Consider the following 20,125-nt stretch of genomic DNA (forward strand, 5'->3'; position numbering starts at 1 on the left):
TGCTTAGTCCAGACCCAGGATCCCACGAAGCTGCGCCAGATCTTCCGCCAGAGTGGTGATCGGCCCTTTCAGCGCATTGCGGTCCGCATCGGTCAGCTTGTCATAGGTTTCGAAGCCGTCTTTGGTGCGGTATTTGCTAAGAATGGTGTCCACTTTCTTGAAGTTAGCATCAACCTTCGCCAGCAGCGCGCTGTTCTCTTTCTGCAGTTGTGGACGCAGCAGGTCAACAATCTTCTGCGCGCCATCGATGTTAGCCTGGAAGTCCCACAGGTCAGTGTGGCTGTAACGATCTTCTTCGCCGCTGATTTTGCTCGCCGCCACTTCTTCAATCAGACCCGCTGCGCCACCTACCACTTTTGACGGTGGGAAAGCCAGCTCGGAGATACGTTTTTGCAGCTCCAGCACGTCGGTATTCAGTTGGTCGGCATAGTGCTCCATGCCTTTCACGCTGTTGTCGCCAAACAGCGCTTTTTCCAGACGGTGGAAGCCGGTGAATTTCGGATCCGCCGCTTTCTGTTCGTAGTCGTCTTCACGGGCATCGATGCTACCGTCGAGGTCAGAGAACAGCTCGGCAATCGGTTCGATACGCTCGTAGTGCTGACGAGTAGAAGCGTACAGGGATTTCGCTTTAGCGATATCGCCCGCTTTCACCGCATCGGTAAAGGCTTTGGTGCCTTTCACCAGCTCAGCCGTTTCGGCGGTCACATACGCTTTATAGGCAGTAATGGCGTCGTTCAGGCCCAGCAGCGCGTTGGCTTTCGCCGCGTCTTTGGTCGCTTCGCCTTTGACGATCAGCTTGCCTTTCGGGTTGGTCAGCAGGCCGCAGGTCATGTCGTATTCGCCCGGCTGCAGGTTCGCGGTCATCTTCTGAGTGAAGCCCGGCGCGATGTTTTCACGCTCTTCCACCACCATGACCCCTTTCAGGATCTCCCACTCCAGCGCCTTCTGGCTGTGGTTCTGGATGATAAACTGGGTTTTACCGGCGTTCACCGTGATGGACATCGGTTCACACTGTTTGTCGTTTACCGTCACTTTAACCTGCGGAATATCGGCAGCCTGTGCCATAAACGCCGTAGAGAAGAGTGCTGCGATGCCCGTCTGCAACGCGCTGCGGCGGAAGTTCTTGGTCATGGTCCATCCCTTTCGATAAGTAGTAGTCACTAAACAGCCGTTTTCTGCCTTATGGGGCGATACGTGATGTTGATGTAGCAGCGCGCGGCGGCCAGAAGAACAGCGCCAGTGCCGGAATCAGATACAGGAAATAGACCGCCACTTCGCTGACGCTCGGCGCTTCCTGATAACCAAAGATGCCTTCCAGCAGCGTGCCGAAAAGCGAGTGCGTGGTCAGCGTGCCGCTGAGGTCAAAGGCGACGTCCTGGAAAGCGTTCCATAGGCCCGCTTCGTGGAAGGCGCGAATCGCCCCAGCCGCCAGCCCAGCCGCGACCAGCAGAATAAACAGGCTCGTCCAGCGGAAGAACACGCCGAGGTTGAGGCGAATACCTCCCCAGTAAAGCAGGAAGCCCAGCACCACGGCCGTTGCCAGACCCAGTATCGCCCCCAGCGGCGGCCAGATGCCGAGATCCTGCTGGAATGCTGCCAGCAGGAAGAAGACCGACTCCAGCCCTTCACGCGCCACGGCGAAAAAGACCATCATAATCAGCGCCCAGCCGTGGTTATTGCCCTTTTGCAGCGCGTTATCCACCGCCTGCTCGAGCTGCTGTTTGACGTTGCGGGACACCTTACGCATCCAGAACACCATCCACGTCAGAATAACCACCGCCACCACGGCCACCAGTCCTTCAAACAGCTCCTGCTCTTTTTGCGGGAACTCACCGGTAGTTTCGTTGATAAAGATGCCCAAACCTAAGCACAGCGCGGCGGCCAGAATCACGCCAATCCACATGACGCCAATCCAGCGACCGCGCTGCGTGCGCTTCAGATAGCTGGCAATCAGGCTGACAATCAGCGCTGCTTCCAACCCTTCGCGCAGCATAATGAGAAAAGGCACAAACATGTGGACATCCTTAAATGTGTAACGCCGTCAACTTTTGCAAAGACAGGTAAATGTGAGTGATAGTGATTATCATTAAGCCAAAAATAAACACAAGCGAAATGTGAGGGAAATAATGACGAGATGTAAAAAAATAGCGTCGATATAGTTGCGTGAGTTATCAAGCACCGACATAAAAAAGCCCGCAGTATTGCGGGCATTTAGAAGGGTAGCCCGGCCGAGCCAAGCGACGCCGGGATCGTACACCGAGCTACCCTGGAACCGGTGCTACCGCACCTCGTCCGGGCTACTTAAGCGGGACGGCGGCGCAGAGTGATAATGCGCGTCTGCTTTCGCAAAACGCTCCTGCATGCTGGTCGACGGTGCTTTATCCAACAGGCTGAACAGGACGATACCGGCGCTGCCAAAGATAAAGCCAGGGATGATTTCATACAGCCCCAGCCAACCGAACTGCTTCCAGACGATTACGGTAACAGCACCGATAATCATCCCCGCCAGCGCGCCGTTGCGAGTCATACGCGACCACATCACCGAGAACAGCACCACCGGGCCAAACGCGGCGCCGAAGCCTGCCCAGGCATAGCTCACCAGACCCAACACGCGGTTTTCCGGGTTTGCCGCCAGCGCGATAGCCACCAGCGCTACCACCAGCACCATAAAGCGCCCTACCCATACCAGCTCTTTCTGGCTGGCGTTTTTACGCAGGAACGCTTTGTACAAATCTTCGGTAATGGCACTTGAGCAGACCAGCAGCTGGCAGCTCAGGGTTGACATCACCGCCGCCAGAATAGCCGACAGCAGGATCCCGGCAATCCATGGGTTGAACAGAATCTGCGCCAGTTCGATAAACACACGCTCGGCGTTCTGGCTTACCGGCCCGGCCACCGACGGGTTGTTCTGGAAGTAGGCAATGCCGAAGAAGCCCACGGCAACCGCACCGGCCAGACACAGGATCATCCAGGTCATGCTGATACGGCGGGCGTGCACAATGCTGTGGTGGGAATCGGCAGCCATAAAGCGCGCCAGAATATGCGGCTGACCGAAGTAGCCCAGACCCCAGCCCATCAGTGAAATGATGGCGACGAAGTTCAGCCCTTTGAGCATATCGACGTTCTCAATGCTCTTCTGTTTGATAACTTCCAGCGAGTCGCCCATGCCGCCGACCGCGAAGATAACAATCACCGGGGTAAGGATCAGCGCGAAAATCATCAGGCTGGCCTGCACGGTATCGGTCCAGCTTACTGCGAGGAAGCCACCGATAAAGGTGTAGAGGATGGTCGCTGCCGCCCCCGCCCACAGTGCGGTTTCGTAGCTCATGCCGAAGGTGCTTTCGAACAGACGCGCACCGGCAACAATCCCGGAAGCACAGTAGATGGTGAAGAACAGCAGGATAACCAGCGCGGAGATAATACGCAGCACGCGGCTGTTATCTTCAAAGCGCCCGGTAAAGTAGTCCGGCAGCGTTAAGGCGTTATTGTTGGCCTCGGTGTGCACGCGCAAGCGCCCGGCTACCAGCTTCCAGTTAATCCACGCACCGACGGTCAGGCCGATGGCAATCCAACTTTCCGAGATACCGGAGATGAAGATGGCGCCCGGTAGGCCCATCAACAGCCAGCCGCTCATATCAGAGGCGCCGGCTGAAAGCGCAGTCACGAACGGGCCCAAGCTGCGGCCGCCGAGAATATAGTCATCGAAATTTTTGGTGTTGCGCCATGCAAAGAAGCCAATGAGGATCATGCCAAAAATATAAACAACAAAGGTCACCAGCATCGGTGTACTAATAGTCATTAAATTCTCCAGAATTATGCGTCGGCAATATCCCAATTTGCCGTCTTTATCATTGCCGGAACGGGGCAATCATTTGAAGCGACCGTATCCTGACGGAAGCGGAATTTTTTCACAAACGATTTAACACCGCATTTACATCGAATGCATTAGCCCGCTGATAGCATTTTCCTATAGGTTGCACTCCCTCACGCTTTTTACGGTTGCACCGATAATAACTGTTAAGTGGCGCATAAAATCAGCTCGCGATACCTATTTCCAGAGCCGCTTGCCATAAGTTTTACCATTAACAATTAATTCATTTTTAAGCCTGCAACGGCCGTCACATTTAACACGGTTGCACAAAGTTGCAACATGATAGATATTCCTGTTACGCAATTACGATGACAACCGAGCAACAGGAGTAGATGGCATGGGCACCACCACCATGGGGGTTAAGCTGGATGACGCAACGCGTGAGCGCATTAAGAGTGCGGCGACACGGATCGACCGCACCCCTCACTGGCTCATAAAGCAGGCGATTTTTAACTATCTGGAAAAGCTGGAAAACGATGAAGTCCTGCCTGAGCTGCCTGCGCTGCTGTCGGGTGCCGCGAACGAGAGCGATGAATCAGCCCAGCCAGCGGAAGAAATCCACCAACCGTTCCTCGAATTCGCCGAGCAGATCCTGCCGCAATCCGTGACCCGTGCGGCGATCACCGCCGCCTGGCGTCGTAGCGAAACCGACGCCGTGCCGATGCTCATGGAGCAGGCCCGTCTGCCGCAGCCGATTGCCGAACAGGCGCATCAGTTAGCCTGGAAGCTGGCGGAAAAGCTGCGCAACCAGAAAACCGCCAGCGGCCGTGCCGGGATGGTACAGAGCCTGCTGCAGGAGTTTTCCCTCTCTTCTCAGGAAGGCGTGGCGCTGATGTGCCTCGCGGAAGCGCTGCTGCGTATTCCTGATAAAGCCACCCGCGATGCCCTTATCCGCGACAAAATCAGCAACGGTAACTGGCAGTCGCACATTGGCCGCAGCCCGTCACTGTTCGTCAACGCCGCCACCTGGGGGCTGCTGTTTACCGGCAAGCTGGTCTCTACTCACAACGAAACCAGCCTGTCACGCTCGCTGAACCGCATTATCGGTAAGAGCGGTGAGCCGCTGGTGCGTAAAGGCGTGGACATGGCGATGCGTCTGATGGGCGAGCAGTTCGTCACCGGCGAAACCATTGCCGAAGCGCTGGCCAACGCCCGTAAGCTCGAAGAAAAAGGCTTCCGCTACTCCTACGATATGCTCGGCGAAGCCGCGCTGACCGCCGCCGATGCGCAGGCCTATATGGTCTCTTATCAGCAGGCGATTCACGCCATTGGCAAAGCCTCCAATGGGCGCGGCATTTATGAAGGCCCGGGCATCTCCATCAAGCTTTCCGCCCTGCACCCGCGCTACAGCCGCGCGCAGTACGACCGCGTGATGGACGAACTCTATCCGCGCCTGAAATCACTGACCCTGCTGGCGCGCCAGTACGACATCGGCATTAACATCGACGCCGAAGAGGCCGATCGTTTAGAGATCTCCCTCGATCTGCTGGAAAAACTGTGCTTTGAGCCAGAGCTGGCGGGCTGGAACGGCATTGGCTTCGTGATTCAGGCCTATCAGAAGCGCTGCCCGTTTGTCATTGATTACCTGATTGATCTCGCCACCCGCAGCCGTCGCCGCCTGATGATCCGTCTGGTGAAAGGCGCCTACTGGGATAGCGAAATCAAACGCGCGCAGATGGACGGCCTCGAAGGCTATCCGGTCTACACCCGCAAGGTGTACACCGACGTCTCTTATCTCGCCTGCGCGAAAAAACTGCTCGGCGTGCCGAACCTGATCTATCCGCAGTTCGCCACCCACAACGCCCACACCCTGGCGGCGATTTATCAACTGGCGGGCAATAACTACTACCCGGGCCAGTACGAGTTCCAGTGCCTGCACGGCATGGGCGAACCGCTGTACGAGCAGGTGGTGGGTAAAGTGGCGGAAGGCAAGCTGAACCGTCCTTGCCGTATTTATGCCCCGGTAGGTACTCACGAAACGCTGCTGGCCTATCTGGTGCGTCGTCTGCTGGAAAACGGCGCCAACACCTCATTCGTTAACCGCATTGCCGATAGCAGCCTGCCGCTGGACGAGCTGGTTGCCGACCCGGTGCTGGCGGTCGAGAAGATGGCGCTACAGGAAGGCGCGTCCGGTCTGCCGCATCCGAAGATCCCGCTGCCGCGTGATCTCTACGGTAAAGGCCGCGTCAACTCCGCTGGTCTGGATATCGCCAACGAACACCGTCTGGCCTCCCTCTCCTCGTCGCTGCTCAATAGCGCGCTGCATAAGTGGACGGCGAAGCCGATGCTGGAGCATCCGGTTGCCGACGGCGATATGGTGCAGGTGATTAACCCGGCTGAGCCAAAAGACGTGGTGGGCTATGTCCGCGAAGCGACTTCCAGTGAAGTGGAGCAGGCGCTGGACAGCGCGGTGAACAACGCGCCAATCTGGTTTGCCACTCCGCCGCAAGAACGTGCCGCGATTCTGGAACGTGCGGCGGTGCTGATGGAAGATCAGATGCAGCCGCTGATGGGGATTCTGGTGCGTGAAGCCGGGAAAACCTTCAGCAACGCCATTGCCGAAGTGCGTGAAGCTGTTGACTTCCTGCACTACTACGCCGGTCAGGTTCGCGATGATTTTGATAACGAAACCCACCGCCCGCTGGGCCCGGTAGTCTGTATCAGCCCGTGGAACTTCCCGCTGGCTATCTTTATGGGCCAGGTTGCCGCCGCCCTTGCCGCCGGTAACAGCGTGCTGGCCAAACCGGCCGAGCAGACCCCGCTGATTGCCGCACAGGGTATCGCCCTGCTGCTGGAAGCAGGCGTACCGGCAGGCGTGGTGCAGCTGCTGCCAGGCCGTGGTGAAACCGTCGGCGCGCAGTTGACCGGCGATGCCCGCGTGCGCGGCGTGATGTTTACCGGTTCTACCGATGTCGCTACCCTGCTGCAACGCAATATCGCCACCCGTCTCGACGCTCAGGGCCGCCCAACGCCGCTGGTCGCCGAAACCGGCGGTATGAACGCGATGATCGTCGACTCTTCCGCGCTCACCGAGCAGGTGGTGGTTGACGTGGTGGCCTCAGCCTTCGATAGCGCAGGCCAGCGCTGCTCGGCGCTGCGTGTGCTCTGCCTGCAGGACGATATCGCCGACCACACGCTGACCATGCTGCGCGGCGCCATGGCGGAGTGTCGGATGGGCAACCCTGGCCGTCTGACCACCGATATCGGGCCGGTGATTGATGCCGAAGCGAAAGCTGGTATTGAACACCATATCCAGACCCTGCGCGCCAAAGGCCGCACCGTCTTCCAGGCCGCGCGCGAAAACGCCGAAGACAGCCGCGAATGGCAGAGCGGCACCTTTATTCCACCAACGCTGATTGAACTCGACAGCTTCGACGAACTGAAAAAAGAGGTCTTCGGCCCGGTACTGCACGTGGTGCGCTACAGCCGTAATCAGCTGGATTCGCTGGTTGAACAGATTAATGCCTCCGGCTATGGGCTGACCCTCGGCGTGCATACCCGCATTGATGAAACTATCGCTCAGGTGACCGGCAGTGCGAAGGTCGGCAACCTGTACGTCAACCGTAATATGGTCGGCGCGGTCGTGGGCGTACAGCCGTTCGGCGGTGAAGGCCTCTCCGGCACCGGCCCGAAAGCGGGCGGCCCGATGTACTTGTACCGTCTGCTGGCAAGCCGCCCGGAAACGGCGCTGGCGAAAACGCTGGCGCGTCAGGATGCCGGTCAGGTCGTCGATACGCAGTTGAAAACGCTGCTGGAAAAACCGCTCACCGAGCTGCAAAGCTGGATGGCCGGTCGTCCGGAACAGCTGGCGCAGAGCAAGCGGTATAGCGAACTGGCACAGGCCGGTACCCAACGCGTGCTGCCGGGACCAACCGGCGAGCGCAACACCTGGACGCTGGTACCGCGTGAGCGCGTGCTGTGCGTAGCCGATAATGAGTCGGATCTGCTGACGCAGCTCTCGGCGGTAATGGCGGTCGGCAGCGAAGTGCTGTGGCAGGATGCGCCGTTGCAGCGTGAGCTGGTGAAATCGCTGCCGAAAGCGGTGAGCGAGCGTATCCACTTTGCGAAGCCGGAAACGCTGATGAACGCCTTCTTTGATGCGGTGATTTACCACGGTGATTCCGACCAACTGCGCGAACTCTGCGAGCAGGTGGCGGCGCGCGACGGGGCGATTGTTTCGGTGCAGGGCTTTGCTCGCGGGGAAACTAACCTGCTGCTGGAGCGTCTGTATCACGAGCGTTCGCTCAGCGTGAACACCGCCGCAGCGGGCGGCAACGCCAGCCTGATGACGATTGGTTAATTAGGCGGACATCCCGGGGTCGCTCTCGCCCGGGCTACAAATGTGCACGAATGTAGCCCGGGCGAGCGCAAGCGACCCCGGGAAACCCACCGACTAAAAAACAGATTTCGTCGTCCACACCCGGCTGTGCCAGCGCCGGTACATCAGCATCGCCCGCAGCCCTTCATCAATAATGTAGGCTATCCACACCCCCACCAGCCCCCAGCCGATATACACGCCAAGCAGGTAGGAAAACGGCAGGCTGACAATCCACATCACGATAATCCCGCAGATAAACGGAAAGCGAACGTCGCCGGTGGCGTTCAGGCTGCTGATAACGATGATATTGGTCGCGCGCCCCAGCTCGAGCAAAATCGACAGCATAAACAGCTTTTTGGTCAGGGCAATAATCTCCTGATTAGGGGTAAAGAGCTGCATAATCGGCTCGGCAAGCAGGTAGATAACCACGCTGATAGACAAGGCCACCATCAGCCCCAGTCGCCAGCTTTTAATCCCCTGGCGGTACGCCGCGTCTATCTCCCGCGCCCCCACCGCGCGGCCGATAATAATCTGCGAGGCCTGGCCGATGGACATGGCAAACAGCGCAACAAACTGGCTGATCGTTGAGGCGTACACCTTAGTGGTCAGCGCTTCGGTACCGAGAAAGGCGATAATCGCCGTTACCACCAGCTGTGACCCCGCATAGGAGAGATTCTCCCCCGCCGACGGCAGGCCGTAGCGTAGAATAGCCCCCAGCATCTTTCGCGAGCACTGCTTCAACTTCTGCCAGCGGAACACGTAGCCGATGTATTTTTTCAGCATCCACGCCGACATCAGCATGCCAATGATGTTGGCAATACACACCGCAATCCCCACCCCGGTGACGCCAAGGTCGAGAAAGCTCAGCTTGCCGTAGAGGAAGAGATAGTTGAACACCACGTTAATTACGCTGACCGTGATCGGCACCAGCATCGCCTGGCGGACATAGCCGTGGGTGCGCAGAATCGGCAAAATGGACGAATAGAGAGCGATAACCACCGAAATGCCCCCGATAATGCGGATAAATGGCGACCCCACGACCACCAATACCTCACTGAGCCCCAGCATGCGCAGAAACGCATCGCCGAACAGGATAAAGATAAGGCTCATCGCCACGCCAATGAGAAAAGCCACCACCAGCCCGTTAGTGATCACCCGCTCAACGCGCTTAAACCGCTTCGCGCCAATCAGTTGCGCCACCACAATCTGCACACCGACGGTCAAAAAACCGTAAAAGATCACCGAAATTGCCAGTATCTGGTTGGCAACACCGGTGGCGGCAACGGCTTCGTCGGAATAGTGCCCCAGCATAAAAACGCTGACGTACCCGAGCATCAACCGCAGCAGTTGCTCCACAAAAATCGGCCACGCCAGCGTGAAAAGCTTTAACCGAGGCTGAACGTTAGTGCCGGACATCACTGTCATCTCCCTTTCCTCTCCCATGCGAATGCGCGATCATCAACCTTCTACACCAAAGGCGTCCAGTCGATCGTTGCGCCACCTTTCAAATTCGGAAAAACGAACGGTGGTTGGAGGAGATTCGGGGGTAAAATCGTGTTATATCCTGAGCCTAAGCGCCGTATGAATAATCTGGAGAGTCAACCGATGAAACGTCTCTTACCCGCCTTCGCCCTGCTGCTGACCAGCGGTTATGCCCTGGCGGACGAATGTGCCGATGCCACCACGCAGGCGGATTTGAATACCTGTTCCGCCGCGCAGTATCAGGCAGCCGATAAAAAACTCAATCAAACCTGGCAGGATGTGCTGAAGCGCGCGGAGCCCGCGCAGCGAGATTTACTGAAGAAAGCCCAGTCGGCGTGGATTACGCTGCGGGACGCGGACTGCGCGTTTATCAGCTCCAGTAGCCACGGCGGCACCGCGCAACCGATGGTAAACAGCCAGTGCCTGACCGACAAAACCAACGAGCGCGAGGCATTTCTCTCATCGTTGCTACAGTGTGAAGAGGGCGACCTGAGCTGCCCTCTGCCGCCCGCCAGCTAACGGACGCGAATACCGTCGATGATGATCCGCTGGACGTTATCGACGGTCTGCTGAAAGAAGGTTTCATCACGCAGGGTTTTGCCGGTCACTGCTTCCACCTGGGTGGCGAAATCGGCGTAGTGTTGGGTCGTCGCCCAGATCATAAAGATCAGATGATGCGGGTCGATAGGTGCGAGCTTTCCAGCCTGAACCCAGGCGGCAATAATCGCCGATTTATCCGCCACCAGCGCTTTCAGGTCGCCGGTCAACTCATCCATCACCAGCGGTGCCCCCTGCAGCATCTCCAGACAGAACAGCTTAGAGGCCTGCGGGTAGTCGCGTGAGACTTCAAGCTTGAGACGGATATACTCTTTAATCGCCACCAGCGGCGCCAGATCTTCGCGAAATGCCTTTAGCGGCGCCAGCCAGATATCGAGGATCTGCTGCATCACGGCCACATAAAGCGCCTCTTTTGACGGGAAGTAGTAAAGCAGATTGGTTTTCGACACCCCGGCCAGTTCCGCGACCTGTTCAAGGCGCGTACCGTGGATTCCGTATTGTGAAAAGGTATTCAGCGCGGCGGTAAGGATGGCCTGCTTTTTCGCACTCACGGCCTGCGAACGTTTGCCACCTTTCTTTACTGCATCCTGAGCCATGCGCCCTCTCCTTGTTATTTACGGCATCAATGCCTATTTTGCGGGTTACGGCCAGAAAAAGAAACCGCCGGATTATCCGGCGGTTAGGAGAGAGGCAGACATTTCACGCACCGCTAGCTGTTGCGGTGGCTGCCATGGCTGTTTTTCCCGCCTTTTTTGCCCGCTTCCGAGGCGCGTTGGGGATCGTTCTTGAAGTTCCCGCCGCTGTGTTGGCCGCCCTTACGACCTGCTTCTGATGCTCTTTCACGGTCTTCGGCAAAATTGCCGGAACCGCCACGATGGTTTGCCATTACTGACCTCCGGTTGAGAGAACGACATAGTGCATTACGTAATTCAAAGCGCGTTCACCCGCCGTGCTGCACGGGTAGTAATAAGATTAGCCGTCGCAGCGGCAGCGCAGGCGAATTGGTCACATTTTGTCATATCTGCCCGCCGTTTTTGCCAAATGGGCGTCTTACGGGTGCGTAATTGACTCTTATGGTGGAGGAAAGCCGGTCAGATAAAAGTGTGTCAGCGTACGTCAAAGCGCGCAGTGGCGGCAAAAAATCATGCCACAAAGGCACGGATAAATTGCCGAATCGTTGCAGCGAATCCGTCATTAGCGACTATGCTTAAACATGCTTGTTAGAAACCGACGAATTTGACACAGGAGAGTTAAGATGAGTGGAAATGCAAGTGTTCTGGTGCTCTATTATTCTATGTACGGACACATCGAAACGATGGCTAAAGCGGTAGCCGAAGGCGCTAATAAGGTCGACGGCGTTGACGTCACCATCAAGCGCGTACCAGAAACCATGCAAGCAGAAGCCTTTGCCAAAGCAGGCGGCAAAGCGCAGGCGGTTCCCGTCGCCACCCCACAAGAACTGGCTGATTACGACGCCATTATCTTCGGTACCCCTACCCGATTCGGCAATATGGCCGGGCAAATGCGCACCTTCCTTGATCAGACCGGCGGCCTATGGGCGTCCGGCGCGCTGTACGGCAAACTGGCCAGCGTCTTTAGCTCGACCGGCACCGGCGGCGGTCAGGAACAGACCATTACCTCAACCTGGACGACCCTCGCCCACCACGGTATGGTGATTGTGCCGATTGGCTACGCAGCCCAGGAGCTGTTTGATGTTTCTCAGGTTCGCGGCGGTACGCCATACGGCGCGACTACCATCGCTGGCGGAGACGGTTCACGCCAGCCAAGCCAGGAAGAGCTGTCCATCGCTCGTTACCAGGGTGAATACGTGGCAGGCCTGGCCGTCAAAATGAAAGGCTAATGATTTAAGGGAGAAGCGATATGCCGACACAAGAAGGCAAGGCTCATCACATTGGTGAATGGGCCAGTCTGCGCAACACGTCACCCGAAATCGCCGAAGCGATTTTTGAGCTGGCGAAATATGATGAAAAGACGGCAGAAAAAATCTGGGAAGAAGGCAGCGATGCCGTTCTCGAACTGGCCTTCAGTAAAACGGACAAAGACGCGCTCTTCTGGGGCGAGCAAACCATCGAACGTAAAAACGTGTGATGTGCTAAACCCGGCGTCGGCATAAATGCCTCGGCCGGGCTACCACACCCTGTCATTCGTAGCCCGGCCGAGCATCGCGACGCCGGGTTTGTTTTTTATATCGCCACCCGCCGCTGCCAGCGTTTCGCCACCCTTTCCAGCCCAAAGCACAGCAGATAATAGACCACGCCGATAAAGACAAATATCGCCGTCGGGTAGATCTGCACGCGGTTGTTTACCTGTCCCGCTACCGTGGTCAATTCCGGTACGTTGACGATAAACGCCAGCGAGGTGTCTTTCAGCAGGCTGATAAAAATCCCCACCAGCGAAGGCAGCACGTTGCGCAGCGTCTGCGGCAGCAGAATCAACCGCAGGCTCTGCCCGGCGCTAAAGCCCTGGGTCAGCGCCGCTTCATACTGCCCGGTCGGCAGCGCGCGCAGCCCCGCCAGCACCGAGTGCATCACCGAGGCAGCGGTAAACCACGCCAGCGCCAGGGTCACCGTCACCGCGCCCGGTAGGTCGCTCCCGGTCAGCATCGGCAGCAGATACCACAGCCAGAAGATAACGAAGATCAGCGGAATACCGCGTATCACCTCCGCCCAGAGATAGAGCAAACGCCGGGTCATGCCGGAGAATCGCCACGCCGCGCAGGCCAGCAGAATACCGCCCGGCAGCGCCAGCGCGCCTGCGCCTATCGCCATCATCAGCGTTAGCGCTACGCCACCGGGTTCACCGTCGGCCAGCCGCCCCCATAAGAGATAGTCGAGGTTGTCGTAAATTACCGCCAGATTAGCGTTCATTTGCTACCCCTCCCGTGACGCTCGCCGCCGATTTTCGCACGCGCTTAGGCTGCCCTACCGGTTTGGGGCCCAGACGGCTCAACACTAGCCCAAGCGCTACGCCGGTCAGCAGATAGAGCACGGTGCCTACCGCGAAAGCCTCCAGCGCATGCGCGTTATAGCTTTCGATTTGCCGCACCTGGTAGGTCAACTCGGCAAAACCAATGCCGCTCGCCAGCGACGAGAGCTTCATCAGGTTCAGATACTGCCCCACCACCGGCTGCCAGGCGTTAGCCAGCCCCTGCGGCAGCAAAATATGTCGCAGCAGCCCGGCAGTAGAAAACCCCTGCGCCAGCGCCGCTTCACGCTGGCCGTTCGGCACGCTTTGCAGCCCCGCCGCCACTTCCTCAATTAAAAATGCCGAGGTAAAGACGCCAAGACCCCAGGCCGAGCACAGAAACTCCGGCGTCAGCCACCAGACGTTGCCGGGCAGAATCGACCAGTCGTGCGGGTCGTTGACAAAATCCCGCAGCCCCTGCGGCAGGAAGTTCCACGCTGCAAAGTACCAGAACAGCAGCTGCACCAGCAGCGGCGTATTGCGAAACAGCGATACCCAGCAGGCGGTGATACCCTGCCCCACTCGCCCTCCGGCGAGGCGCAGCAATAAGAACAGCGCCGCCAGCGCGCTTGCCAGCACAATTCCGGCAAGCGACACCCATAGCGTGGTGAGAAATCCCGAGATAATCCATTGCAGAGGCTGCCCGCTGAGCACCCCCTGCCAGTCAAAATGCATCATCACCCCGTCCGCTCCTGATGCAGCGGGTCCAGCACCTTCTGCAGAAAACGTCGTGCACGCGGATGCTGTGGATTGGCAAAGAACGCCGCCGGGGGCGCGACCTCCAGCACATCGCCGCCGTCGATAAACACCACCCGGTCAGCAATTTCGCGGGCAAACTGCATTTCGTGGGTCACCACAATCATGGTGATCCCGCTGTGCGCCAGTGACTGCATCACGTGCAACACTTCGCCGATCATTTCCGGGTCCAGCGCCGAGGTCGGTTCGTCAAACAGGATGATTTGTGGCGAGGAGGCCAGCGCCCGAGCAATCGCCACGCGCTGCTGCTGGCCGCCGGATAACTGCGAAGGCATCGCATCGGCCTTTTCTGCAAGCCCGACCTTTTGCAGCAACTCCCGCGCGCGCCGCTGGGCATCGTTGCGCTTCCAGCCATGTACCGACTCCAGCGCTAACATGATATTTTGCGCCGCCGTCAGATGGGCATAAAGATTGAACTGCTGGAAGACGAAGCCGATTCGGCTGCGCAGCTGGCGCAGTGCCCTGCCGCTTAGCTGGCTGGTTGGCTTATCGTCAATCAGGATTTCACCGCCGCTGAGGCTTTCCAGCTGGTTTATCAGGCGAATCAGCGTTGATTTCCCCGAGCCCGAAGGCCCAAGGATCGCCACCACTTCGCCGGGATTAATCGTCAAATCGATGCCGTTCAGCACTCGATGACTGCCATATTCTTTCACCGCCTGGCGGAACGTCACGCTGGCATTCTGCAGATGTGAAAAATCCGCGGACTTCGCCGCGGAACGAGAAAGTAAAGCCGACAACATATTATTTTGCTTCTATGGTGAAGGAACGCGGCTGCGGCGCTTTAGTGGAAGGACCAAACCAGGTGTCGTAGATTTTCGCCGCATCGCCCGATTTCTCCAGCGCCACCAGCTCATCATTCACTGCTTTCAGCAGCGCCGGTTCACCTTTTTTCACGCCTACACCGATCTCTTCTTTACTGAGCAAATCCGGCAGGATTTTGAATTTGGCTTTATCCGGCGCTTCGCCCAGCAGGCCTGCCAGAATGGTGCTGTCCTGGGTAATCGCCTGCACGTTGCCGTTACGCAGCGCGGTCAGTGCCAGCGGAATATCGTCATAGGAGAGCACGCGCGCCTGCGGGAAGCGCTGATGCAACGTCTGCTCGCCGGTTGTGCCTTTCACCGCGCCGATGCGCGCCTTGCTGTAATCGTCGAGCTTATCGCCGCCGGTCGCCGGTACCAGGAACTGCTGGCCGGTAACGAAGTATGGGGTAGAGAAGTCGATAACCTGTGCGCGTTCTGGAGTAATGGTGATGTCAGCAACAATCAGATCCGCCTTGCCGGATTGCAGCAACGGGATACGGTTAGCCGGGTTGGTCGCCACCAGTTCCAGCTTCACGCCCAGCGATTTAGCCAGCGCTTTGGCGAAATCCACGTCGTAGCCCACCAGTTCGTGCGTTTTCGCGTCCACGGAACCAAACGGCGGGTTGGCATCAAAGGTGGCCACTTTAACCACGCCTTTGGCCTTAATATCCGCCAGCTGATCGGCTTGCGCAGTGAAGGTGGTCAGGCCGGCAGCCACCAGGCCAGTGATAAGTGCGAGCTGTGCAACGGTCTGTTTTGTCTTTGCCATAATCTTTCTGGATACCCCTGTTTTTGTATTGTCTTTTTACGCTCCCACACCGCCCTCCGCGGAACAAATAACGATTCGCTATGCTTTATAACCAAATATCATTTGGCGAAAGTAATTGTTATCTAAAGGTAAAATTTGATAAGTAACGCCAGATATCGCAAATGCTTTGCACAATTTCGTCTTTCCATTGGCGTGGTTTTACTGCTGAAATGGTCGAAAATAAAACCGCAACATTAAGAAGGTCTTAATACGTAAACAGTTATGATTTCATAGAGTCATTGTTTCCCATCGTTACCAACAGACACAACAATCCGCGAGCATCAAGGCTGACTGGCAACCTATCATTACCCCGACAAAAATCAGGGGGTTTTTCCTCCGTTGCCTGGCGCTTCGGCGTCAATTTGAATGCTTGATGGATGACTACAATGAAAAAATTTACCCGCACCGCTTTACTGGTTGCCACCCTTGCTGGCGCGACCTTCGCCGCTCAGGCTGCTGATACCACCGCTGCCCCAGCGCCAGCTCAGGACCCTATCGTTCAGCATCTGAAGCTGACCGATGCTCAGGTGTCCAAAATGAAAACCCTGCACCAGCAGCTGGAGAAAAACGTTCAGGCTATCTCCATGAAGGATGTTAAAGACGGCATGATCATCGACATGATCCAGTCCGGCAAATGGGATGAAGCGGGCGTGAACAAACAGCTGGCGGCATTCAGCAAAGTTGATCAGCAGGTTCGCTACTACAAAGTGAAATACTACTTTGACTTAAGCCAGGTGCTGACCGCGGAACAGCGTAAGCAGGTTCAAAACGATCTGGCCCAGGCTGCGGCGGAGTAAGCAACATGAAAAAGATCGCGATGATGTTAGGCGCCTGCGCACTGCTGGCAATGGGTGCGGCGAATGCCGCCAACGGTCAGGCAGTCGCCAACGCAAAAACCGCCTGCCAGAACAATCCATCCCAGTGCGCTCAGGCGAAGAGCACGGCAAAAGCCAACGCGCAGAAAGAAGCGAAAGCGGCTAAAGACGCCTGTGCGAAAAACCAGACGGCCTGCGATAACGCAAAAGCGAAAGCTAAAAGCGCTGCGCAGAAGTAAGTTACTGTAGTAAAAGCAAAAAGGCCGCAGAAAAAAAATCTAGCGGCCTTTATCATTAACAGAAAGTGAGTTTGAACCCTCGTTTACGCCGCGTTTTTATTTGCTTTAGCGCGTGCGGCTAGAAACTCTTCTGCCGTAACAATTTGATTAAGTTCAACCTGCAGACGGGCGTCGTTTTCGGTTTCCCATACATCAACAGCAACCTGTAAATTAATCCAGAATTCAGCTGAGGTATCAAACGCTTTAGCCAGGCGAAACGCCATATCAATAGTCAGCTTACGATTATTGTTCACTAACGCGCTGACCGTGTTGCGGTGTACCTGCAACATTTCCGCTAGTTCGTTGATTTTAAGGTCAAGCGGCTCCAGGTATTCAAACAGGAGGATGTCCCCTACTGTGGTCGGCTTTCTGGTTGCTTGATTCATAATTTACTCCATGATAGTCGGCAGCTTAGCTGCAATAAAAATGGCTCAGCCGATTCATTCCTGGGATTAGTATTCATGTGGGTCTAAGTATAAATCTTGTGCTTTACCATTTACCCACCGGAAAATTAATCGGTACTGCTTGTTAACCCTTATCGAAGAATAACCTTTGAGTTTTCCTTCAAGCTCCTCATAACGGTTACCGGGCGGCGACATTAAGTCTTTATAAGTTACCGCCGCATTAATGATATCTAACTTCCGAGCCAGAGCGGCATGTATGTCTGTCGGGATTTTTTTATGCGATGTTGCATGCTTAAAAAAATCCTCAAGCCAACGGTCTCGAAAACCTCCAATGTTTATAAGCATACCAGGCATTCCATCGCGCCTCCTTGGTTTCCTTAAGCAAAATATTAATGCACCGAAACACTGTGCGCAAGTGCGTAAATTTTCGATACCCCTCCCCAGGAATCGTATGGCAGTGTGAAATGATCCAGGTGATGCGTCATCGATATGTGTAGATAGCGCGGGAACCAACTGATTTCTACCGCAAATTGTGACCTCTCACGCATTACCCACAATCCTTCTACGGACATCCTCCTCGCTTTGATCGCTGTCAAAAATAATCATACCGTCTGGTCGGTATGATTCGGGCCATGAACATGGAAGCCCAACACCGCAAAAAAGATCCGGTCCGTTTATATCAACTGCTGCTGGAGTCGGCAGCGATGATTGCCGGACGAGACGGCATTGCCGCCCTGTCGCTGAACGCTGTCGCCCGGGAAGCTGGCGTCAGTAAAGGCGGGTTAATCCACCACTTTCCCAATAAACAGGCGCTGATTTACGCGCTGTTTACCCGGCTGCTGGCGATTATGGAAGAAGCGATCGTCGCGTTGATGCAACAGGATGGCGTCAGCTATGGTCGCTTTACCCGCGCCTATCTGAACTACCTTGCCGACCTGACGGATACGCACGAAAGCCGCCAGTTGATGGTGCTGTCGCTGGCCATGCCGGATGAACCGGTGCTGCGAAAATGCTGGCGCGACTGGATGCTCGATCACCTTGCGCGCGGCGACGCGCTGGATAATAGCCCCACCGGTACGCTGGTGCGCTATGCAGCAGACGGCATCTGGTTATCGGAACTCACGGAAGGGATCACCATGTGCGCCGAGCACCGACGAACGTTGGTCGAATCTCTTAATAAGATGACGCTTCCCGCGTGAAGCACATAGGCTGAGGCCGCGATGCGCTACAACATCAATGCCCGTTTTATTTATGACGCAACGGATGGCACGATAACGCTGCCGCAAAGCGATGAGCCGGACAGCCAGCTGTCTATCACCGCCAGCGCCCTGCTGTTCTTCTTTTTGCATAACACCGGAATCGTCAGCCGGGAAGAGGTACTCAAGAAGGTCTGGGATGACAATGGGTTAACCTCGTCGAACAGCAACCTGAATCAATATCTGAGCATGCTGCGCAAAACCTTCCGCCACTACGGAATCGACAACATTATCGTCACCGTGTCGCGGGGTTATTTGCAGCTCAACCCGGACGTGGTCATTGAGGCGCTGGACGACACCCCTCCGCCCGCCCCCGCGCCGGAACCGCCGGTCATCGTCGGCGAAACTGCGCCAGAGCCGCCGCTGGAAACCCCTCCCGCTACGATGCATGCGCGCGGCACCTGCTGGTATATCGCTGGTGCCTGCCTGCTGACCATCGCGCTGCTGCTGCTTATTCTAAGCCTGGTGGGGGTGCGAGAGTCACGCCCCATCACCCTGAGTCAAATCACCCATAGCCAGTGCGAACTGCTGGCCAGCGATGAGATGCTGCGATCGGTCAGCGCCGATGCCTATGTGAAAAATTTCGATGAGGTGCGTGAGCGGCTGAAAGTCGAGTGCAAACCCGGCGAGCGCTTCCTCTTCTTCTACGGCGACAGGCTGGAGACCAACGGCCTGGGGCGCGTATTTCTCGCCCACTGCGCGATGCATGAAGATAACCCGTTTAGCTACTGCGACAACTACTTTTACTACTCCTGGAAGCCGTAATGAAACTCGCGCCGCGTACGTTCTTTGCCCTTTCTCTGCTCATCTTTATCGTGGTCGCCGGGTTTAGCGCCTGGCGTCTTCTGCCCGATGAAAACGCCGGGGTGATGAGCTGCTCCACCAAAGGGATCATGCGTTTTGAAAATATGGAAAAAGAGAACGTGAACGGCAACATTCACTTCAACTTTGGCAGCCACGGCAAAGGCTCAATGGTGGTCGAGGGCTATACCGATTCGGCCGCCGGCTGGCTCTATCTGCAGCGCTACGTCAAATTCAGCTACAGCAGCAAACGCATTTCCGCCACCGAACGCCACTACCGTATCAACCAATGGGAGTCGAGCGCCTCGTCCATCGATGAGTCGCCGGACGTGATTTTCGCCTACTTTATGCGCGAGATGTCCGACAGCCACGACGGGCTGTTTCTCAACGCCCAGAAGCTTAACGACAAGGCAATTCTGCTCAGCTCCATCAACTCACCGTTGTGGATCTGTACGTTGAAGTCAGGTAGCGCGCTGAACTAAACCTCACCGTCCTCATAAAAGACCATGCCTTGATAAGGACGCTCACGACAGGCGGCCAGTCGCTGGGCGAGACTGCCAACGTGCAGTTCCAGCTTGTGTCCGTCCGGGTCAAGAAAATAGTACGACGCCCCTTCGCTGCGGTTATCCTTCCACACCACCGTTCCGGCCTGCGCCAGCCGCTCGGCCATCGTTGCAAAATCAGCTTCCGCCACGCCAAAGGCGTAGTGGGTATAATCGCTATCCTCGGGCGACGTGTTGCGGCGCTGGTTATCCAGCGACAGGCAAAGCCACAACCCTCCACACGACAAATAGGCCCCGCCATCCCAGTGGGCGTGCAGGCGCATCCCCAGTAACCGGTGATAAAAAGCGACGCTTGGCGTCAGGTCGCTGACCGCCAGGGTCAGATGGTTAAGTCCCCTCAGCATAATCCCCTCTGAATAATTAACGCTGTTCAGGTGCACTAACGGCAAACTGTGATCCATCGCGCACGCGCTTTTTCCCGCCGCTTACC

General features: G+C 56.6%; 22 protein-coding genes. 9 read left to right on the forward strand and 13 right to left on the reverse strand.

The window, feature by feature from the left end:
* Positions 1 to 3: 3 nt before the first annotated feature.
* The 3 genes from efeO to putP all read right to left on the reverse strand — a co-directional run bounded on the left by efeO (position 4) and on the right by putP (position 3,799).
* Entirely contained in the window at positions 4 to 1,131 is a 1,128-nt protein-coding gene (gene efeO, locus HII27_RS02855; protein ID WP_185666460.1) for an iron uptake system protein EfeO, read from the reverse strand.
* A gap of 49 nt (positions 1,132 to 1,180) precedes the next feature.
* The gene (efeU, locus tag HII27_RS02860; RefSeq protein WP_185666461.1) at positions 1,181 to 2,014 is read right to left on the reverse strand and encodes an iron uptake transporter permease EfeU; all 834 of its coding nucleotides are present in this window, start codon (positions 2,012 to 2,014) and stop codon (positions 1,181 to 1,183) included.
* 264 nt (positions 2,015 to 2,278) lie between these two features.
* Positions 2,279 to 3,799, reverse strand: a complete 1,521-nt coding sequence (gene putP, locus HII27_RS02865) for a sodium/proline symporter PutP (RefSeq protein WP_185666462.1) — start codon at positions 3,797 to 3,799, stop codon at positions 2,279 to 2,281.
* Between the two features lie 409 nt (positions 3,800 to 4,208).
* Between putP and putA the strand changes: the two genes are divergently transcribed.
* The gene (putA, locus tag HII27_RS02870; protein WP_185666463.1) at positions 4,209 to 8,171 is read left to right on the forward strand and encodes a trifunctional transcriptional regulator/proline dehydrogenase/L-glutamate gamma-semialdehyde dehydrogenase; all 3,963 of its coding nucleotides are present in this window, start codon (positions 4,209 to 4,211) and stop codon (positions 8,169 to 8,171) included.
* 93 nt (positions 8,172 to 8,264) lie between these two features.
* Here putA and HII27_RS02875 read toward each other — a convergent pair whose 3' ends face one another.
* Positions 8,265 to 9,614: an MATE family efflux transporter gene (locus HII27_RS02875; RefSeq protein WP_223883135.1), complete on the reverse strand. Its 1,350-nt coding sequence runs from the start codon at positions 9,612 to 9,614 to the stop codon at positions 8,265 to 8,267.
* A 180-nt stretch (positions 9,615 to 9,794) separates the two neighbouring features.
* Between HII27_RS02875 and HII27_RS02880 the strand changes: the two genes are divergently transcribed.
* Positions 9,795 to 10,190: a lysozyme inhibitor LprI family protein gene (locus tag HII27_RS02880; RefSeq protein ID WP_185666464.1), complete on the forward strand. Its 396-nt coding sequence runs from the start codon at positions 9,795 to 9,797 to the stop codon at positions 10,188 to 10,190.
* On the opposite strand, the gene rutR is transcribed toward HII27_RS02880, so the two are convergent.
* On the reverse strand, positions 10,187 to 10,825 hold the full coding sequence (rutR, locus tag HII27_RS02885; RefSeq protein ID WP_185666465.1) for an HTH-type transcriptional regulator RutR: 639 nt from the start codon (positions 10,823 to 10,825) through the stop codon (positions 10,187 to 10,189). The two genes, HII27_RS02880 and rutR, sit on opposite strands and share 4 nt — an antisense overlap.
* 113 nt (positions 10,826 to 10,938) lie before the next feature.
* Positions 10,939 to 11,115, reverse strand: a complete 177-nt coding sequence (locus HII27_RS02890; protein WP_185666466.1) for a con-10 family general stress protein — start codon at positions 11,113 to 11,115, stop codon at positions 10,939 to 10,941.
* Between the two features lie 369 nt (positions 11,116 to 11,484).
* Here HII27_RS02890 and wrbA point away from each other — a divergent pair, with 369 nt between their 5' ends.
* Entirely contained in the window at positions 11,485 to 12,090 is a 606-nt protein-coding gene (gene wrbA, locus HII27_RS02895) for an NAD(P)H:quinone oxidoreductase (protein ID WP_035896674.1), read from the forward strand.
* Positions 12,091 to 12,110: 20 nt separating this feature from the next.
* On the forward strand, positions 12,111 to 12,338 hold the full coding sequence (locus HII27_RS02900; protein WP_185666467.1) for a YccJ family protein: 228 nt from the start codon (positions 12,111 to 12,113) through the stop codon (positions 12,336 to 12,338).
* 95 nt (positions 12,339 to 12,433) lie between these two features.
* Here the strand turns inward: HII27_RS02900 and HII27_RS02905 are convergent, their stop codons facing one another.
* Genes HII27_RS02905 through HII27_RS02920 form a run of 4 tightly spaced genes read right to left on the reverse strand, consistent with a single transcriptional unit; the run spans position 12,434 to position 15,539 of the window.
* Positions 12,434 to 13,117, reverse strand: coding sequence for an amino acid ABC transporter permease (locus HII27_RS02905; protein ID WP_185666468.1), 684 nt, complete (start codon positions 13,115 to 13,117; stop codon positions 12,434 to 12,436).
* Positions 13,107 to 13,892, reverse strand: a complete 786-nt coding sequence (locus HII27_RS02910; protein ID WP_185666469.1) for an amino acid ABC transporter permease — start codon at positions 13,890 to 13,892, stop codon at positions 13,107 to 13,109. Before HII27_RS02910 ends, HII27_RS02905 begins: the two co-directional genes overlap by 11 nt.
* Positions 13,892 to 14,710, reverse strand: coding sequence for an amino acid ABC transporter ATP-binding protein (locus tag HII27_RS02915; protein ID WP_185666470.1), 819 nt, complete (start codon positions 14,708 to 14,710; stop codon positions 13,892 to 13,894). The genes HII27_RS02910 and HII27_RS02915 overlap by 1 nt, the downstream gene beginning before the upstream one ends.
* 1 nt (position 14,711) lies before the next feature.
* The gene (locus HII27_RS02920; protein ID WP_223883136.1) at positions 14,712 to 15,539 is read right to left on the reverse strand and encodes an ABC transporter substrate-binding protein; all 828 of its coding nucleotides are present in this window, start codon (positions 15,537 to 15,539) and stop codon (positions 14,712 to 14,714) included.
* A 425-nt stretch (positions 15,540 to 15,964) separates the two neighbouring features.
* Between HII27_RS02920 and HII27_RS02925 the strand changes: the two genes are divergently transcribed.
* Together HII27_RS02925 and HII27_RS02930 are read left to right on the forward strand one after the other, a co-directional pair.
* Positions 15,965 to 16,375 carry a Spy/CpxP family protein refolding chaperone gene (locus HII27_RS02925; RefSeq protein WP_185666471.1) on the forward strand — a complete coding sequence of 137 codons (411 nt, stop codon included), beginning with the start codon at positions 15,965 to 15,967 and terminating at the stop codon, positions 16,373 to 16,375.
* Between the two features lie 5 nt (positions 16,376 to 16,380).
* Entirely contained in the window at positions 16,381 to 16,632 is a 252-nt protein-coding gene (locus HII27_RS02930; protein WP_185666472.1) for a late histone H1, read from the forward strand.
* 83 nt (positions 16,633 to 16,715) lie between these two features.
* Here HII27_RS02930 and HII27_RS02935 read toward each other — a convergent pair whose 3' ends face one another.
* Positions 16,716 to 17,057: a HigA family addiction module antitoxin gene (locus HII27_RS02935; RefSeq protein WP_185666473.1), complete on the reverse strand. Its 342-nt coding sequence runs from the start codon at positions 17,055 to 17,057 to the stop codon at positions 16,716 to 16,718.
* 66 nt (positions 17,058 to 17,123) lie between these two features.
* The gene (locus HII27_RS02940; RefSeq protein ID WP_185666474.1) at positions 17,124 to 17,429 is read right to left on the reverse strand and encodes a type II toxin-antitoxin system RelE/ParE family toxin; all 306 of its coding nucleotides are present in this window, start codon (positions 17,427 to 17,429) and stop codon (positions 17,124 to 17,126) included.
* 266 nt (positions 17,430 to 17,695) lie between these two features.
* Here HII27_RS02940 and HII27_RS02945 point away from each other — a divergent pair, with 266 nt between their 5' ends.
* From HII27_RS02945 to HII27_RS02955, 3 genes are read left to right on the forward strand one after another with little or no spacing between them, the layout of a single operon-like run.
* Positions 17,696 to 18,274: a TetR/AcrR family transcriptional regulator gene (locus HII27_RS02945; RefSeq protein ID WP_185666475.1), complete on the forward strand. Its 579-nt coding sequence runs from the start codon at positions 17,696 to 17,698 to the stop codon at positions 18,272 to 18,274.
* Positions 18,275 to 18,295: 21 nt separating this feature from the next.
* Positions 18,296 to 19,096, forward strand: coding sequence for a winged helix-turn-helix domain-containing protein (locus HII27_RS02950; RefSeq protein WP_185666476.1), 801 nt, complete (start codon positions 18,296 to 18,298; stop codon positions 19,094 to 19,096).
* Positions 19,096 to 19,614, forward strand: coding sequence for a FidL-like protein (locus HII27_RS02955; protein WP_185666477.1), 519 nt, complete (start codon positions 19,096 to 19,098; stop codon positions 19,612 to 19,614). The genes HII27_RS02950 and HII27_RS02955 overlap by 1 nt, the downstream gene beginning before the upstream one ends.
* On the opposite strand, the gene HII27_RS02960 is transcribed toward HII27_RS02955, so the two are convergent.
* Positions 19,611 to 20,039, reverse strand: a complete 429-nt coding sequence (locus tag HII27_RS02960) for a FosA family fosfomycin resistance glutathione transferase (RefSeq protein ID WP_185666478.1) — start codon at positions 20,037 to 20,039, stop codon at positions 19,611 to 19,613. The genes HII27_RS02955 and HII27_RS02960 overlap by 4 nt on opposite strands.
* Positions 20,040 to 20,125: the final 86 nt, after the last annotated feature.

Origin of the sequence: Kluyvera sichuanensis (genome assembly GCF_014218705.1) — a bacterium.
In the GTDB taxonomy this organism is placed as follows: Bacteria; Pseudomonadota; Gammaproteobacteria; order Enterobacterales; family Enterobacteriaceae; genus Kluyvera; species Kluyvera sichuanensis.

Bases quoted from the DNA above. Each gene is read 5' to 3' on its own strand.
- efeO (WP_185666460.1), bottom strand. From the start codon at position 1,131: ATGACCAAGAACTTCCGCCGCAGCGCGTTGCAGACGGGCATCGCAGCA.
- efeU (WP_185666461.1), bottom strand. From the start codon at position 2,014: ATGTTTGTGCCTTTTCTCATTATGCTGCGCGAAGGGTTGGAAGCAGCG.
- putP (WP_185666462.1), bottom strand. From the start codon at position 3,799: ATGACTATTAGTACACCGATGCTGGTGACCTTTGTTGTTTATATTTTT.
- putA (WP_185666463.1), top strand. From the start codon at position 4,209: ATGGGCACCACCACCATGGGGGTTAAGCTGGATGACGCAACGCGTGAG.
- HII27_RS02875 (WP_223883135.1), bottom strand. From the start codon at position 9,614: ATGACAGTGATGTCCGGCACTAACGTTCAGCCTCGGTTAAAGCTTTTC.
- HII27_RS02880 (WP_185666464.1), top strand. From the start codon at position 9,795: ATGAAACGTCTCTTACCCGCCTTCGCCCTGCTGCTGACCAGCGGTTAT.
- rutR (WP_185666465.1), bottom strand. From the start codon at position 10,825: ATGGCTCAGGATGCAGTAAAGAAAGGTGGCAAACGTTCGCAGGCCGTG.
- HII27_RS02890 (WP_185666466.1), bottom strand. From the start codon at position 11,115: ATGGCAAACCATCGTGGCGGTTCCGGCAATTTTGCCGAAGACCGTGAA.
- wrbA (WP_035896674.1), top strand. From the start codon at position 11,485: ATGAGTGGAAATGCAAGTGTTCTGGTGCTCTATTATTCTATGTACGGA.
- HII27_RS02900 (WP_185666467.1), top strand. From the start codon at position 12,111: ATGCCGACACAAGAAGGCAAGGCTCATCACATTGGTGAATGGGCCAGT.
- HII27_RS02905 (WP_185666468.1), bottom strand. From the start codon at position 13,117: ATGAACGCTAATCTGGCGGTAATTTACGACAACCTCGACTATCTCTTA.
- HII27_RS02910 (WP_185666469.1), bottom strand. From the start codon at position 13,892: ATGATGCATTTTGACTGGCAGGGGGTGCTCAGCGGGCAGCCTCTGCAA.
- HII27_RS02915 (WP_185666470.1), bottom strand. From the start codon at position 14,710: ATGTTGTCGGCTTTACTTTCTCGTTCCGCGGCGAAGTCCGCGGATTTT.
- HII27_RS02920 (WP_223883136.1), bottom strand. From the start codon at position 15,539: ATGGCAAAGACAAAACAGACCGTTGCACAGCTCGCACTTATCACTGGC.
- HII27_RS02925 (WP_185666471.1), top strand. From the start codon at position 15,965: ATGAAAAAATTTACCCGCACCGCTTTACTGGTTGCCACCCTTGCTGGC.
- HII27_RS02930 (WP_185666472.1), top strand. From the start codon at position 16,381: ATGAAAAAGATCGCGATGATGTTAGGCGCCTGCGCACTGCTGGCAATG.
- HII27_RS02935 (WP_185666473.1), bottom strand. From the start codon at position 17,057: ATGAATCAAGCAACCAGAAAGCCGACCACAGTAGGGGACATCCTCCTG.
- HII27_RS02940 (WP_185666474.1), bottom strand. From the start codon at position 17,429: ATGCCTGGTATGCTTATAAACATTGGAGGTTTTCGAGACCGTTGGCTT.
- HII27_RS02945 (WP_185666475.1), top strand. From the start codon at position 17,696: ATGATTCGGGCCATGAACATGGAAGCCCAACACCGCAAAAAAGATCCG.
- HII27_RS02950 (WP_185666476.1), top strand. From the start codon at position 18,296: ATGCGCTACAACATCAATGCCCGTTTTATTTATGACGCAACGGATGGC.
- HII27_RS02955 (WP_185666477.1), top strand. From the start codon at position 19,096: ATGAAACTCGCGCCGCGTACGTTCTTTGCCCTTTCTCTGCTCATCTTT.
- HII27_RS02960 (WP_185666478.1), bottom strand. From the start codon at position 20,039: ATGCTGAGGGGACTTAACCATCTGACCCTGGCGGTCAGCGACCTGACG.